The 15,144-nt window shown below is 64.2% G+C and carries 10 protein-coding genes; 4 read left to right on the top strand and 6 right to left on the bottom strand.

Going from position 1 to position 15,144, the window contains the following annotated elements:
- Window positions 1-189 precede the first annotated feature (189 nt).
- The gene (locus tag KUO17_RS07840) at window positions 190-2,280 is read left to right on the top strand and encodes a TonB-dependent receptor family protein (protein WP_217974812.1); all 2,091 of its coding nucleotides are present in this window, start codon (window positions 190-192) and stop codon (window positions 2,278-2,280) included.
- An 18-nt stretch (window positions 2,281-2,298) separates the two neighbouring features.
- On the opposite strand, the gene KUO17_RS07835 is transcribed toward KUO17_RS07840, so the two are convergent.
- Window positions 2,299-3,360: an AI-2E family transporter gene (locus KUO17_RS07835; protein WP_217974810.1), complete on the bottom strand. Its 1,062-nt coding sequence runs from the start codon at window positions 3,358-3,360 to the stop codon at window positions 2,299-2,301.
- 120 nt (window positions 3,361-3,480) lie between these two features.
- On the opposite strand from KUO17_RS07835, the gene trhP reads away from it, so the two are divergent.
- Window positions 3,481-4,800: a prephenate-dependent tRNA uridine(34) hydroxylase TrhP gene (gene trhP, locus KUO17_RS07830; protein WP_217974808.1), complete on the top strand. Its 1,320-nt coding sequence runs from the start codon at window positions 3,481-3,483 to the stop codon at window positions 4,798-4,800.
- A gap of 40 nt (window positions 4,801-4,840) precedes the next feature.
- Here trhP and pvdQ read toward each other — a convergent pair whose 3' ends face one another.
- On the bottom strand, window positions 4,841-7,195 hold the full coding sequence (gene pvdQ / locus KUO17_RS07825; protein ID WP_217974806.1) for a bifunctional acylase PvdQ: 2,355 nt from the start codon (window positions 7,193-7,195) through the stop codon (window positions 4,841-4,843).
- A 236-nt stretch (window positions 7,196-7,431) separates the two neighbouring features.
- On the opposite strand from pvdQ, the gene KUO17_RS07820 reads away from it, so the two are divergent.
- Window positions 7,432-7,758: a fe2+ zn2+ uptake regulation protein gene (locus KUO17_RS07820; protein WP_255263471.1), complete on the top strand. Its 327-nt coding sequence runs from the start codon at window positions 7,432-7,434 to the stop codon at window positions 7,756-7,758.
- A gap of 40 nt (window positions 7,759-7,798) precedes the next feature.
- Here KUO17_RS07820 and KUO17_RS07815 read toward each other — a convergent pair whose 3' ends face one another.
- Entirely contained in the window at window positions 7,799-7,987 is a 189-nt protein-coding gene (locus KUO17_RS07815) for a hypothetical protein (protein WP_217974802.1), read from the bottom strand.
- 484 nt (window positions 7,988-8,471) lie between these two features.
- Here KUO17_RS07815 and KUO17_RS07810 point away from each other — a divergent pair, with 484 nt between their 5' ends.
- Window positions 8,472-8,855, top strand: coding sequence for a Mor transcription activator family protein (locus KUO17_RS07810; protein ID WP_217974800.1), 384 nt, complete (start codon window positions 8,472-8,474; stop codon window positions 8,853-8,855).
- Between the two features lie 42 nt (window positions 8,856-8,897).
- Here the strand turns inward: KUO17_RS07810 and KUO17_RS07805 are convergent, their stop codons facing one another.
- The 3 genes from KUO17_RS07805 to KUO17_RS07795 form a co-directional block, all read right to left on the bottom strand.
- Entirely contained in the window at window positions 8,898-12,572 is a 3,675-nt protein-coding gene (locus KUO17_RS07805; RefSeq protein ID WP_217974798.1) for a translocation/assembly module TamB domain-containing protein, read from the bottom strand.
- Complete coding sequence (locus KUO17_RS07800; RefSeq protein ID WP_217974796.1) at window positions 12,569-14,308, bottom strand: autotransporter assembly complex protein TamA; 1,740 nt, start codon at window positions 14,306-14,308, stop codon at window positions 12,569-12,571. The genes KUO17_RS07805 and KUO17_RS07800 overlap by 4 nt, the downstream gene beginning before the upstream one ends.
- 66 nt (window positions 14,309-14,374) lie before the next feature.
- Complete coding sequence (locus tag KUO17_RS07795) at window positions 14,375-15,025, bottom strand: GNAT family N-acetyltransferase (RefSeq protein WP_217974794.1); 651 nt, start codon at window positions 15,023-15,025, stop codon at window positions 14,375-14,377.
- Between the last annotated feature and the right edge of the window lie 119 nt (window positions 15,026-15,144).

Raw genomic sequence — 15,144 nt, 5'->3', positions numbered from 1 at the left:
GGGGCTGCGCCCTGCCCCCTACACGACACCTACGTTCGGCCTCCTGGGGGACGGAAAATCAAGATCAAGATCAAGATCAAAAGCAGATCAAAAGCGATGGCGCATGGCTGATCGCTACAGATCATTCACTGTGCTTCGTCTGATACTTGCAACGTCAGATACCCGCCCAACCGTCCCGGAACCCAATCGATGCGCCCCACCCTGCCCCTCTCCTCCCTCGCAATCCTGATCGCCTGCACCGCCACCGCCCAGGCCAACACAGGCCTCGAACTCGGCCAGGTACTGATCCAGGGCCAGGAACAGAGCGAACTGCAGGACGCGCAAGAACGCCTGCAGCAGGTTCCCGGCGCCACCAACCTGATCGACATGCAACGCGTCGAACAAGGCCGCGTCGCCAGCAACCAAGACGTACTCGCCTACCAACCCGGCGTGTTCGCGCAATCCGCCGGTAACGACGGCATCAAACTGTCGATTCGCGGCTCAGGCCTGAACCGCGCCCCCGGCGCCCACGGCTCCGGCGTCTACACATTGTTCGACGGCCTGCCCCTGACCGGCCCCGGCGGCACACCCTACGAGCTGTTCGAACCGCTGTGGCTGAGCCGCGCCGAAGTGCTGCGCGGCGCCAACGGCTTCGACCGCGGCTCGCTGGCCCTGGGTGGCGCCATCAACTATGTGACCCACACCGGCCACGACGCCGCACCGCTGCAAGTGCGCATCGAAGCCGGCAGCCGCGGCTACGGCAAACGCCAGGTCAGCTCGGGCCAGGTGCTGGGTGACCTGGACTACTACGTCGCACTTACCGACTCGGAGTACGACGGTTATCAGGACCACAGCAGCGGCAGCAGCAAGGGCATCGCCGCCAACCTCGGCTACCGCTTCAACCCAAACCTGGAAACACGCTTCTACCTGCGCTACCGCGAAACCGAAAACGAACTGGCCGGGCGCGTGACCAAAGACCAGATCAAGCACCACCCGCGCTCGGCCAACCCGCTGTACGTGAGCCGCGATGCCAGCCGCCCGCAACCAGGCAGCACCTGGCTGGCCAACAAGACCACGTTCTACCTCGATGACGACTCACGCCTGGAAACCGGGCTGGTCTACCACGACTATCCGATGGACCTGCGCGAAGGCACCAAACGCCTGAAAGTCGCCTACACCGACGTCAGCGGCACCCTCAATTACCTGCGTCGCGACACTCTGTTGGGGCACGAAAGCAAGACCACCGTGGGCTGGCGCACCACCAAGCATCTGCCCAACACCGGCGCCTCCGAGTTCGTGCGGGTGCAAACCGGCACAGACTCGATCGGCACCAAGACCCGCGACTTCACCTACCAAGGCTCAGACAACGTCATCCACTTCAGCAACGAACTGGAGCTGGTGCCCGACCTGTGGCTGACCAGCGGCCTGGCGATGATCTACACCCGCCGTGAAAGCGCCGTGACCTACCCGGCAGGCGGTGGCAAGGTCAGCCAGCACGACTGGGACTATGCGCCGCGCCTGGGGCTGCGCTACGACCTCAGCCCCGAACTGCAGTTGTACGGCAACCTGAGCCGCTCGGTAGAGCCCGCGCACCCGTGGGCACTGATCTGGAGCTCGCCGGCGATCAACGGCGTACAGACCCAACCCATCGAACTGCAGAACCAGACCGCCACCACCCTGGAACTCGGCGCGCGCGGCGACTCGATGCTGGGCCGCTGGGACCTGGCCTGGTACTACTCGGCCGTGCGCCACGAGCTGCTCGCCGTGGAAACGGTAGCAGCCAGCAGCACCACCAACGCGATTGTCGGCGAGGTGAACGCCAGCCCTACCGTGCACCAGGGCATCGAGGCCGGCCTGGACAGCCTGCTGTGGGAACGTGGCGGGGTGGGCAAGCTGTCGTTGCGCCAGGCCTATACCTTCAGCGACTTCCACTACCGCGATGACGATGCATTCGGCGACAACCGCCTGCCCGGCATCCCCCTGCACTATTACCAGGCAGAGGTGCGCTTCGATCACCCGAGCGGCTTCTACGCCGGGCTCAACACGCAGATGGCCTCCAAGGTGCAGGTCGACTACGCCAACTCCTACCAGGCCGACCCATACGCGCTGCTGGGTGCGACCTTCGGCTACGCCTCGCCCAGGCAGGACTGGCAGACCTGGCTGGACCTGCGCAACCTGACCAACCAGCGCTATGCGGCCACCGTCACGCCCGGTTACGACGACCGCGGCCAGGACATCGCGCGCTCTACCCCCGGCGAAGGCTTCGCCGCCTACGTCGGCATGTCCTATAGCTGGAATTGATCACACCATCGACCCGCCTCAGGGCAATTGCACCTGAGGTTTGGTCGACACGAAAATCCCCCAGCTGGACATGAACAGCGCAGCAATCAACGGCCCGATCACGAACCCGTTGAGGCCGAACACCGCCAGCCCGCCCAGGGTGGAGATGAGGATCAGGTAATCGGGCATGCGCGTGTCCTTGCCCACCAGGATCGGACGCAGCACGTTGTCCACCAGGCCGATCACCAGCACCCCGAATGCGGTCAGCACCACGCCCTGCCAGATCGCCCCGCTGAGCAGGAAGTACACTGCCACCGGTGCCCAGATGATACCTGCGCCAACCGCCGGCAGCAGCGACAGGAACGCCATCAGTACTGCCCACACCAGCGCGCTGGGGATATCCAGCACCCAGAAGATAAACCCGCCCAACGCACCCTGGGTGACGGCCACCAGCAGGTTGCCCTTGACCGTGGCGCGCACCACGCGGTTGAACTTCAGTTGCAGGCGACGCTTCTGCTGCTCGGCCAGCGGTACTGCGGTGCGAAGCTTGCGCACCAGTTCAGCACCATCGCGCAGGAAGAAGAACAGCAGGTAGAGCATGATGCCGAAGCTGACCAGAAACTCGAAAGTGCCCTGGCCGAAGCTGAACGCCTGGGTGGCGAAGAACTGACTGCCCTGCATGGCGCCCTTGGCGATCTTGTCACGCAGCCCCTCCAGATCACCCATGCCCAGGCGCTCCAGGCCGGTCTGAGCGAAACCTGGCAGCATGTCCTTGAAACGTTCGATGTAGCTGGCGATATCCAGCTGGCCGCTTTCGATGTTCTTGTACAGCGTCGCGCCCTCCTGCACCAGCAGGGTGCTGATGATGATCACCGGCAGGATCGCGATCAGCAGGCACACCAGCAAGGTGATGCCGGCCGCCAGGTTGCGCCGAAAGTCCAGGCGCATCAGCAGCCGGCGTTGCAGGGGGGCGAACACGATACCGAGGATCACCGCCCAGAACACCGCGCCGTAGTAGGGCAATAGAATCCAGATGAAGGCCAGGGTCACCAGGACCAGCAGTACCACCAGGGCTTTTTGCTGCAATGCCGTTTCGCTCATATCCGCTCCTTTGCGCTCTGAACATTAGTGCGCTGCACACTGCAGAAAGTGCCCTTGCCGCAGATCAATAAATTCGCCAGCGCGCCGGCGTAGCATCGGCGTTTTTGTCGCGACCTTGCCATGACCTCCCTCGCCAGACCCGAATTGCTTGCCCCCGCCGGTACCCTGAAGAACATGCGCTACGCCTTCGCCTATGGCGCGGATGCCGTGTATGCCGGGCAACCGCGCTACAGCCTGCGCGTGCGCAACAACGAATTCGACCACGCCAACCTGGCGCTGGGCATTCAGGAAGCCCAGGCCCAGGGCAAGCGCTTCTACGTGGTGGTCAACATCGCGCCGCACAACGCCAAGCTCAAGACCTTCCTCAAGGACCTGGCGCCCGTGATCGCCATGGGCCCGGATGCCCTGATCATGTCCGACCCCGGCCTGATCATGCTGGTGCGCCAGCACTTCCCGACGATGCCGATCCACCTCTCGGTGCAAGCCAACACGGTGAACTGGGCCAGCGTGGCGTTCTGGCAGGCACAGGGCATCTGCCGGGTGATCCTGTCCCGCGAGCTGTCGCTTGAAGAGATCGAAGAGATCCGCCAGCACGCACCCGAGATGGAGCTGGAGGTGTTCGTGCACGGCGCCCTGTGCATGGCGTATTCGGGGCGCTGCCTGCTGTCGGGCTACCTGAACCGGCGCGACGCCAACCAGGGCAGTTGCACCAATGCCTGCCGCTGGCAGTACAGCGCCAGCCCCGCGCAGGAAAACGAGGTGGGCGATATCGTGCGCCAGGTAGAGCCGACCCTGGGCCTGGGCGCGCCGACCGAACAGGTGTTCGTGTTGCAGGAAGCCAATCGCCCGGGCGAGGACATGCCGGCGTTCGAAGACGAGCACGGCACCTACATCATGAATGCCAAGGACCTGCGTGCGGTGCAGCATGTCGATCGGCTGACGCGCATGGGCGTGCACTCGCTGAAAATCGAAGGCCGCACCAAGTCGCACTTCTACTGCGCACGCACTACCCAGGCCTATCGCCAGGCCATCGACGATGCCGTGGCCGGGCGCGCGTTCGACCGCTCATTGATGCTCGACCTGGAATCGCTGGCCCAGCGCGGCTACACCGAGGGGTTCCTGCGCCGGCATGTGCATGACGAGTACCAGAACTACGAGCGTGGCAACTCGGTGTCCGAGCGCCAGCAGTTCGTGGGTGAGCTGACCGGTGAGCGGATCAACGGCCTGGCCGAGGTCAAGGTGAAGAACCGCTTCGGGCTGGGTGATCATCTGGAGCTGATGACGCCGCGGGGCAACTACCCTTTCGATCTGCACCAGTTGCGTGATCGCCAGGGCAACCCGATCGAGCTGGCGCCGGGGGATGGGCACACCGTGTACCTGCCGATTCCTGAACAGATCGAACTGGCGTTCGGGTTGTTGTTGCGGGAGGTGAATCCGTAGCGGCCCCTTCGCCGGCAAGGCCGGCGAAGGCTGCGCAGAGTCAACGTGCGCTATTGGCCACGACGCCGGCATCCGTCTCACGAATCACCTGCACCTGATACTGCGGATCGGCCTTGATCTGCGCCTCGGTGAACGGGATCCTGTGCCACTGCTTGGCCGAGAACGCACGGGTCTGGTCACTGGCATGCGCCGAGTCGGCTTCGCTGGACTGGGAAAACGCCAACAGCCCCTGGGCATGCGGTCCCTTGTCATCGAAGCTGACCAGTTGCAGGTAGCTGGTACCGCTGACCACATGGCGCTTGCCGCCCTCGCCCGCCACGCTCTGCATCGCGTTGTAGACGCCCAGGTTCGCCGGGCCACCATGGATCGGCGTACCATCGAACGCCTGCTGGATCTGCCCCCACCGGCTGTCGGCATTGAGCCCTGCCTGCGCTACCTGCGCAGCCGACGCCAGGGCGGCTTCACGCACCACCTTGGCCACTGCCTCGCGCTCTACCGCGACCCCGCGTGGAGTGTGCTGCGCGTCGGCGGGATCGAATGGCACACGCCAGAATTCGCCGTATTTCTGCAACCCTTGAAGAATGTTCTGAAAGTGCACCAGGCCAATCCCGCTGTCCAGGTCGGCCTTGCGATCCCACGCCGCGAGGCTGCTGCACAGCGCCACGAGCGAGGCTTCGTCGCCCACGCCCTTGCACCACTGCAACAGGTCCGGCAACGCCAGCTCGGCCAGATACACCTGGTCGTCCATCACCATGGCTTGCAGGTCCTGCGCACTGATCTTGCCGGGCCGCGCCAGCTGCTGCAGCGCAAAGCGGCTGCGTGGCCCCAACGGCACATCCTCACGACTGACCAGCGGCGAGTAACCGCGCAAGGGGTGCGCCGGGTTCACCATCCACGCCGAATCGTTGGAGTGCTGGACGAAATCGCCACGGCTCAGGCTCGGCTGCAACTGTGCCGGAAAGATGCCCGGCTGCGCCGCACGTGCGTCGGTCTTCCAGTTGCAGGTGCTGCGCGAACCATCCAGCACGATCATCTCCAGGCCTGCCGCCGGGTCGCTGCAGGTCGCCAGCAAGGCTGCATCCACATACGGCACCACCGACTGGTTCAGGTACAGCGCCTGCCCCTTGGCATCCACCGCCACGGTGTTGACCCACGGAATACCGTGCAGACGCTGCACCGAGTGCTGCAGGGCCTGCAGGCTGTCGGCCTGGTTCATGCTGTACCACTGTTGCAGCACACGGGTGTTCTGCAGGTTGGCATCACGCAGGCTGAAGGCCACCTCGCCGGTCCAGTCCAGGCGACCAGGCCACTGCACCACCGGGCCGAATACCGAACCGTACAGCTCACGGCTCACCGTCTGCTGCTTGCCATCCTCGCCCTTGACCGAGACCTTGACCTGCACACGAGTCATGGCGACGGACTTGCCGTCGAGCAGGTAACGGGTCGGGTCTTTCGGGTCGAGCTGCAGGCGATGCAAGGTGAAATGCTTGGACGAGTCGACGGTGTGGGTCCAGGCCAGGTGCTGGTTGAAACCGATGTTGATCACCGGCAGGCCGGGCAAGGCCGCACCCATCACGTCCAGCTTGCCGGGAATGCTCAGTTGCATCTGGTAGAAGCGCATGCCGCCCACCCACGGGAAGTGTGGGTTGGCCAACAGCATGCCGCGCCCGTTGACCGAACGTTCATGCCCGATGGCCACCGCGTTGCTGCCGCGCTCCAGGGCAAAGTTGGCCTGGCGCGCCTGCACCCGGCTGAAATCTGGCGCCAACAGCTGCGCGGTGGCTTTGGGCGGGGTGGCCGCCGCCACGGCTTCGGCGAACTGGCCCACACCGCCTTCAACCAGCAGACGACGGGTCAACTTGATCAGGTCCAGCGCGGTGATCGGGCGCAGCCACTCGGCCTGCCGACACTCGCCAGGCAACCCCTGCGCCGTGCGTTCGGCCAGCGCGCGGTTGTAGCCCAGTGCATAGCCCTCGAGGCGCTCGCGGATAGCCACAGGCTGCGCCTTCCAGTAATCGGATACCGCCGCCGGGGTATTGAGCCAGGTGAAGAACAGGTCGCTGCTGAGGTTGTCGCGCTGCTCCAGGGTCAGTGCCTGCGGCCCGAAAAACCGCGAGCGCTGGCCATTGACCGTCAACACTTCGTTGGCCAGCAGGCACAGGTTGTCCTGGGCATAGGCGTAGCCGATGCCATAGCCCAGGCCACGGTCGTCCTTGGCCACGATATGCGGCACGCCAAAGCTGGTACGACGGATCTGCGCCTGGGCCTCACCCGGTGGCGCCACGCGGGCGTGGGACGAAAGGCTCGCCGCGACGAGCAACGCAGCCAGGCATAACTTGGGTATCGGACGAATGGCAGACACGCGAACTCCGGCACTATCAGGGTGAAAAGTCATCCTGAATGGACGAAATCGGCCCAGAAAATTTACCGCTTTTGCCGTGCTCGTTCGTCTCTATGAATACACAGAGAATATTTTTTTGCCGGGAAGATGCAGATTTGGCGCGCTCGTTCGTCTTATAGAGTGTGAGCGTAATACGAGAACTGGACAGGCTCTGGAAAGGGAGTTTTCACATGTACAACCAGCAACAGCCAATGACCCCGGTACGCTTCAGGCGCAAAGCACCTGTACCGATGCCGGAAAAGACCGACGCACCGGACACCGATCGCGCCGGCAACGAACACATCCGCGAGCTGCTCAAGGCCTTCGGCCTGCGCACCAGCCTGATACGCCTGAAGGTCATCGATGCCCTGCACGTGGCCGCCCGGGACGGACGCAGCATCGGCGTGCGGGGCGTGCACAGCCAGCTCGAACAGCTGGACATTCCGCTGTCGTTTCTGAGTGTGCGCGAGGTACTCAAGCGCCTGTGTGTGGAGGGTGTGATCAGCATGGGCAGCGACAAGTGCTACAGCCTGAACCCCGAAGCCCGCGCCGTACTGGAGCAACCCGTTCCACGTTGAGCGAACGGCCGGGTAATACCGGCCGCTGGCCCGCAGCAGGTCAGAACTTGACCTTGCGCCGCATGATGCCGTTGATGATCACGGCACAGACTGCCACGCCAATGGCGATGTACTGGAACACCTTCTCGCTGATCACGCCAGTGTTCTGCAGGTAGGACCCACCCAGCATGATCCCCAGCACCACCACGGCGACCAGGATCGAATATTTCAGGCGTTGCGCTTGAGTCATTGAAAAAATCCTTACGACTACGGGTTTGACGGCCCGACGGTGGCCGGCCGCCATGATACAACGCAGTGCCGCGCAGGAGGATGTTTTCCCTGTTTTTCCCGACGGCGGTCGCTGCGACCATGGGCATGGGCACCGGCCTGACGCGCCGTCGCCGATCACTCCCGCCTCACTCAGGGTATGCCAGGTTGCACCCGGCTCAGCCGACTCGCTTCACGCGACTCAAGGTCTGAAGAGAAAACCTGTCGTAACTTCCTACACAAACACCTCCGAGCACCTACAGCTCGCGTGTGCTAAAGCCAGCCCTTCCGACGGCCTTGCTACCTAGATCCTGCCACGGCGGGTAACCGAGAATCGACCCAGCCCCACTGCCAGCACACGCATGCCGATCACTCGGGTTGCGTTCGGACTGGGCACGGATGCTCAGCACCCGACGCGTGCAAGGCAGTGGCTTTTCTCGCACATTACCGCCCACAAGGAAGTCATCATGGAACTCTGTGACCTGAACCGGATTGACGTCGAGCAACTGCCACAGTCGCTGCAGATGCTCATCGAGTGCATCGGGCTGGAACACGCCTACCGGCTGACCAGCATCTACGGTGGACGCCCCAAATACATTCCCAAGCATCGCGAGCGCACTACGCTGGCCGAGATACTGCCGCCCGAAGCGCTGGATGCATTGATCAAACGCTACGCGGGCATGGCCCTGGAAATCCCCAAGGCCGACCATTTCAACCGACAGCTGCGCAACCAGCAGATCCAGCAGGAAAGCTCCAATGGCCAGTCCCGCAGCGTACTGGCCGACAAGTACGGCCTGAGCCTGCGCCAGATTGGCAACATCCGCCGTCAGGAGGCCTCCGCTTCACGCTGACAGGCATGCTTACGTGCCTCACCCTCTGCGGTGAGGCCGGGTTCAGAAATCGCGCTTGTAGAAAATGTCCAACGAACTGGCAATACCGCTGGCCGCCTCCAGGTACACCCGCTTGCTGAGCAGGTAACGCAAGGCGATGGTGTTGGCCGGCTCGAACACCCCTACACCGTAACGCAGGCTCAGCCGCTCGGTCAGGTTGCCACTGGCGACCACACTGGTGCTGGCCCCGCTGCCCTGGGTATCGAGCTGGAAGTCGTCAATCCCAAGGCTCGAGGCCAGGCTGCCGGTAATCCCGGCACTGCCGGCCAGGCCCAGGCCCAACGCGGCCTGCGCCAGCATGTTGTTATCTTCGCCTGTGGTCCCCAACGGCCGCCCCAATACCAGGTACGACAAGGCCTGCTCCTGGCTCATCGCAGGTTCGGAGAACACCTGGGTGGTCGGTTGCTCGGCGCTGCCGCTCAAGCGGATACCAGCAATCACATCGTCGGTCTTGCGAATCGCCTCGATATCCAGATACGGCTGGTCGATAGGCCCGGCAAACAGCAGGCGCGCGCGGCGAATGGTCAAACGTTGCCCGTAGGCGCGGTAGCGACCATCGGCCAGGCTCAGTTCGCCGCGGGTATCGAGATTGTCACCGATGTGCACATGCCCAAGCAGGTTGGCGGTCAGCCCGAAGCCGCTGAAAGCCAGCTTTTCCTGTCCGACCTCGACATTGATGTCCATGGCCACTGCGATGGGCGCCTTACCTTGTTCGGTCTGGTGCCCGACGATAACCGTATCGTCCGACACCTTCACCGTGGACGGGGGCAGTTCACGTACGGTGATCACGCCCTTGGGCACCAGCACCTTGCCAGTCACCGCAAGCTTCTCGCCGGCCATCTGGATCTTCAGGTCAGGCGCCACTTCCAGGGCCGCATAGGGTTCCACGCTCACCGGCAGGCGCTGGCCCTGCAACTGCACGTCCACCGACAGGGCCTGGGCCCAGCCGATCTGGCCGCTCAGGCGACCCTGGCCGGCCTCGCCGCTTTTCCAGTCACCGCTCAGTTGCACCTGTTCACCGGCAATCTGCGCCCGCAGGGTGAGATTGTTGAGGCTGATCGGCAACTCCGAACCTGACACCTCGCCATTGCTCAGCACCAGGTTGCCATTGACCTGTGGCGCCAGCAGCGTGCCTGTGATCTGGCCACTGCCGTTGAGCTGCCCGGCCAGGCGTTCGACCATCGGCGCAAACGGCCGCCCTACCGCCAGGTCCAGCCCGCTCAGGCGGAAGTCACCAGTCACCGGTTTGTTGCGCGCCAGCGGATCGATGCGCGCCGACAAGGTCAGCTCGCCCAGGCGCCCGCCCACGAAGTCCAGGCGCATGTCCACACGACGCGGGGCCAACGTGCTGCTCAGGCGCAAGGCCTGGTAAGGAAAGTCGAGCCACTGGTCCTTTTCACGTACCCGCAAGGTGCCGCCGCTGGCATCCACCAGAATCGAGCCCTTGGGCCCGCTGGCTGGCAGGTCGAGGTTGATGTCGGCGTTGAGCAGCCCCTGCCAGGCAAAATCCTTGGGCAGCCACTGCGCCAGGCTTTGCAGCGGGAACTGCTTGAGGTGGTAGCGCAACTTCGGCTCGGGCGCCAGACGCTGGTCTTCACCGCACAGGCTGGCTTGCCCGGAGCGCCAGCAGTGCGCACCGAAATCCAGTTGGCCGTTGGCCAGGCGCTGCAACTTGGCCGGTGCCTGCAAGCGCCAGTCCTGGCCACCGGCCTGGATCTGGCCGCTGGCCAGGCGCCCGCGCCAGTTGCCCTTGTCGAGCAGGCCATCCAGGCCCAGGTCGAGCTTGAGTTGCGGGCCATTGAGCGCCAACTGCAGCTGTTGCTGGCGGATATCGCCCTGGCCCCTGGCAGTGAGCGTACCCAGGTCTGTGTCACCCAGACGGATGGCCGTGACCTGCAGGTCGACCTGGGCACGCTGAGCAGCATCGAGTGTGGCCTCCAGGTTCAAGCGCTGCACACGATTCTCGGCCTGGGCCAGTTGCTGGCCCTGCAGGCTCAACTGCCCCTGCGGCGCCTGGAGCGTACCAGCCACTTCAAGGCGACCCTTGAGCTGACCCTGCAATTGCGGCCACAGTTGACCGAGGCGGGGCAGGTTGAGGTCCAATTGCCCCGCCAGGCGCTGCTGCAGGCTGCCACTGCCGATGATGCGGTTGTCGCCCAGCTGGATCTGCAGGGTGCCCAGGGTCCAGTGCTCGCCGGCGCCTTCGGCCTTGGCCTGCAATACGGCAGGCTGCCCGCGCAGGCGGCCCTTGAGGTCCAGGTCGGCGTTCAGCCGCAGGTGTTCATTTTTCAGCTCGCCCTGGCTGCGCAACGGGCCGGCCAGGGTGCCCGGCAGCTCGGCCAGCCAGTACGCGGGGTTGAGTGCCGACAGTTCAAGTGCCGCGTCCCAGGCCACGCCATCGGCAAACTTCACCGCGACAGCGCCCGCCACTTTGCCCTGCCCTGCCTCCAGCGCCAGTTGCGGCAGGCTCACCTGCCCCAGGTCGCCTGTGAACGGGCTGCTGACCTTGAAGGCGCCGGCCGGGCCGTCAAGGTCACCCTTGAACTCGCCCTGGTAATTGCCATCGCGGTAGCTGACCTTGGCAGTCAAGCGCCGCAGCGTCACCTGAGGCGCCTGCTCCAGCGGGTACAGGCGCAGCCAGGGGAAATCCAGCCAGTCGATGTTCGCATCTGCACTGAGGCCGGTTTCCCAGTTGGCGTTGGCCTGCAGCTTGATGCGCTGTTCGGGAGTGGCCGTGAGGTCCAGCGCCGCCAACTGTGCGCCCTTGGCGTCGACACGCCCACGCAGGCTCAGGCTGACCGGGCCCTGCTCAGCCGGCAGGCGGCCAGCCCCCACCAGTTGATAACCCTTTTGCAGGTCGCCGTAGGCACTCAGCTCCAGTTGCTCGAACTGCAGCGTATCAGGCAAGCCGGCAGAGGGTTTGAAACCCTTGGCACTCAGGCGCACCTGGGCCGGCAGATGTTCGGCCAGCGGCTGCAACTGCCCGGCCAACTGGCCCTGCAGGTAGCCGCTGCTGTCGGCTTGCAGGTCGAGGTTTTTTTGCAGGTCGCCCTTGATGCGCACTGCCAATTGCCAGGCCCGGCCGTCCACCGCTGGCAACTGCACCTGCCCCTGCACCTGCAGCGGCCAGTCGCCGACCGGTTGCAGCAGGCCGCTCAGGTTGAGGCTCAGGTCCTCGCGCTGCAGCGTCAGGCTGTCGATCTGCAAGCCCTGGCTAGTCCAGTGCGCAGCCAACTGCAGCTGGCTCAATTGCTCACTGCCGTCCAGGCGCAGGTGGCCGATGCGCACTTCGCCCAGCTCGATGGCCACGGGCAGTTCAAGACCCGGCAACTGCAACGGACCGGTGTCGGGGGGCGGCTCGCCAGGGGCGAAGTCGAGGTTGACCTGTTCGGCCTTCAGTTGCCCGATACACAAGGTCATGCGCAGCAGGCAACTGGGCGACCAGGCGAACACTGGCGCAAGCACTTCCACCCGGTCGGCACCCTGCTGCCACAGCAGGCGGTCGGCCTGCCACTGGCCACCCAGGCGCCCTTCGAAGTTATCCAGTTGCAAGCCGGGCACCAGGCTCAACGCCCAGCGGCTGCCCGCCTGGGTGCCGAGCAGTGCGCCCAGGCTCACGATCAGCAACACGGCCAGCAGCAACAGGCCGAGGCCAATCCGTTTCAACACCTTGCTCACAGCTCGGGCCCCATGGAAAAGTGCAAACGTATGCCGCCGTCGTCATCCAGCGCCTTGGCCAGGTCCAGGCGCAACGGACCGACCGGCGACACCCAGCGCACGCCGAAACCGACGCCCGTCTTCAGGCTGGGAATGTCCAGACTGTTGAACGCGTTACCCTGGTCGACAAAGGTCGCCACACGCCACTTCTCGGTAACCGAATACTGGTACTCGGCACTGCCGGCCACCAGGTAGCGCCCGCCGATCCGATCACCATCGTCATTCTCCGGCGACAGCGTCTGGTAGTCGTAGCCGCGCACGCTCTGGTCGCCACCGGCAAAGAAGCGCAGCGAGGGCGGCACCGATTTGTAGCCGTTGGTGGCGCTGCCGCCAAACTGCACGCGACCAAGGAAACGATGGTTCTGCCCCAGCGTGGTCAGGCCCTTGAGCAGCACGTTGCCATGCAACAGGTTGGTGTCCGACAGCAGCCCTTCCTTGGCCACCTGCGCGTCGAACTGCAGACGGTAGCCATTGTGCGGATCGATACGGTTGTCGCTGCGCAGGTACGAATAGCTGACACCGGGCATCAGCAAGGTGCTCAGGCCCGAGTCATCGCCCAGGCGATACTCTTCGCGCTGCCACTTCAGCGACACCACGCGCTGCCAGCCACTGGGCAGCTTGCTGTGCCATTCGGGGCCGACCGTCAGCAGCTTGCTGAGGGTGTCGGTACCGGCGATTTCCTCGTTCTGGTAGCCGCCGGCAAAGCGCAGTTTGTCGGTCAGCGGCGGGTCCAGCGGAATGTCGTACCACAGGCCGACGTTCTGACGTGGCGCCGAGAGTTCGGTTTCCAGGCCGTAACTGTGGCCTTGCGGGTTGACCCAGTGGCGGGTCCAGTTGGCCTTGCCGCGCGGCCCCACGTCGGTCGAAAAGCCCAGGCCCAGGCCCATGGTGCGGGGTTTGCGGGTTTGCAGTTGCACGTCCACCGGAATGTTCTGGGCCACGGCGGCGGTGGGTGCGGCGTCCACCCGCACGCCTTCGAAGTAGCCACTCGATTGCAGGGCATTGTTGAGTTCGGCGATCAGCTCGGAGTCGTACGGCGTGCCTTCCTTGAACGGCACCATGCGCTGCAGCAGGCTCTCGTCGAACGGCGCGTCGCCTTCGAACGTGACCTTGCCCAGTTGGTAACGCGGGCCGCTGTCGTACACCAGCTCGATATCGGCCACGCCTGCGGCCGGATCCACCGCCAGGCGCTGGCGCAGGAAACGGCCACTGAAGAAGCCGTAGCGCGAAGCCTGGTTCTGGATCAGGCGCTTGGCGTCTTCGTAATTGCCATGGTTGAGCACTTCGCCGCTGCGCAGGGCACGGCTGCTGGGGATGCGAAAGGCCTTCATCTCGCTGGCTGGCCCTTCGATGCGCACGGTCACCTCGCGCAGGCGCACCGGCTCGCCCGGCTCGATGCTCAGCACCAGCCGCGGGCCTTTGTCGGCCTTGGCCGGCGGCTTGACCTCGGTATCGATGTGCGCCTGGTAGTAGCCAAGTGCCTGCGCCGCTTTTCGGGCCTGCTCGACAGCGCCGCGGCTGAACCGCAGCAGCGCTTCTTCATCGCGGGTGCCAAGGCTGCCGATGTAGCCTTCGACATTGGCCTTGAGCTCATTATTGGCGGGCTTGATGCGTACTACCAGCTCGCTTTGTGCGTACACCGCGCAGCTGGCAACCCATAAAATCAACCCGCAGGTGAATCGTCCTGAATACGTCATAGGCGCGGATGCTACCAGAGCTTGGCGGGGGCTTGGAGCCCGGCGACGGTCCGATACACCACGCGCTCAGGCCTGAGCCTGGCTGAAACGCTGGGGATTGGGGTGAAAAAACACATGCTCAAGGATTGGTCCTACAGCAACTTCACCGATTTCCAGGTAGCCCTGTCGCTTATAGAACGCAAGGTAGTGCTCATTGCCGGTATCCAATACCACCCCTTCGGATTGCTCATCCTCGGCGCACCAATCATGCAGGGCCTGCAGCAATTGCTCGCCGTAATGATGCCCTTGAAACTGCGGGTGAATGCCCAGCAGTGGCAACACATGCACCGCATCGCCTGGCACGCAGGCCATCACCGCAGCCTGATAGTCGAGGTAGCGCCGGGTGCAGCGAAAACCGGTGCTCAGCAGCATGCGCATGCGCCATGCCCAGCTTTCGGTGATGCCCAGGCGGCGTTGCGGGGGTGCGATCAGGGCGATGCCGATCAGGCGGTCCTGCACCAGCAGGCCCAGCGCGGGGAGGTCCTGGAAGAAATGCTGGCGTACCAGCTCACGCACCGTGGCGCGTACGCGATGTTCGTAACCGGGGCGCTCGGCCTCGAACAGATAGCGGAACGTCGGCTCATGCCGGTAGGCCTGATACAGCAATGAACGCGCTTCACGACTGTAGCCACTGTCGAGCTGACGGACTTCGGCCGGTACGGCAGGGGTTTCGGACATGGTGACTCTCCTGGTGGGCATCATTGCCTCTGAGTGGTGCGCGGTCGCCAACGTTCCCTTTGACTATAGGCCAGGGCGCCAGGATCGCCGCCCTGAGACCTGAAGACGAAGCTTAATCA

The organism is Pseudomonas aegrilactucae, from assembly GCF_019168305.1.
Classification (GTDB): domain Bacteria; phylum Pseudomonadota; class Gammaproteobacteria; order Pseudomonadales; family Pseudomonadaceae; genus Aquipseudomonas; species Aquipseudomonas aegrilactucae.
The sequence above is the reverse complement of the archived record's forward strand: the minus strand, read 5'-3'. Positions and strand labels throughout refer to the sequence as shown.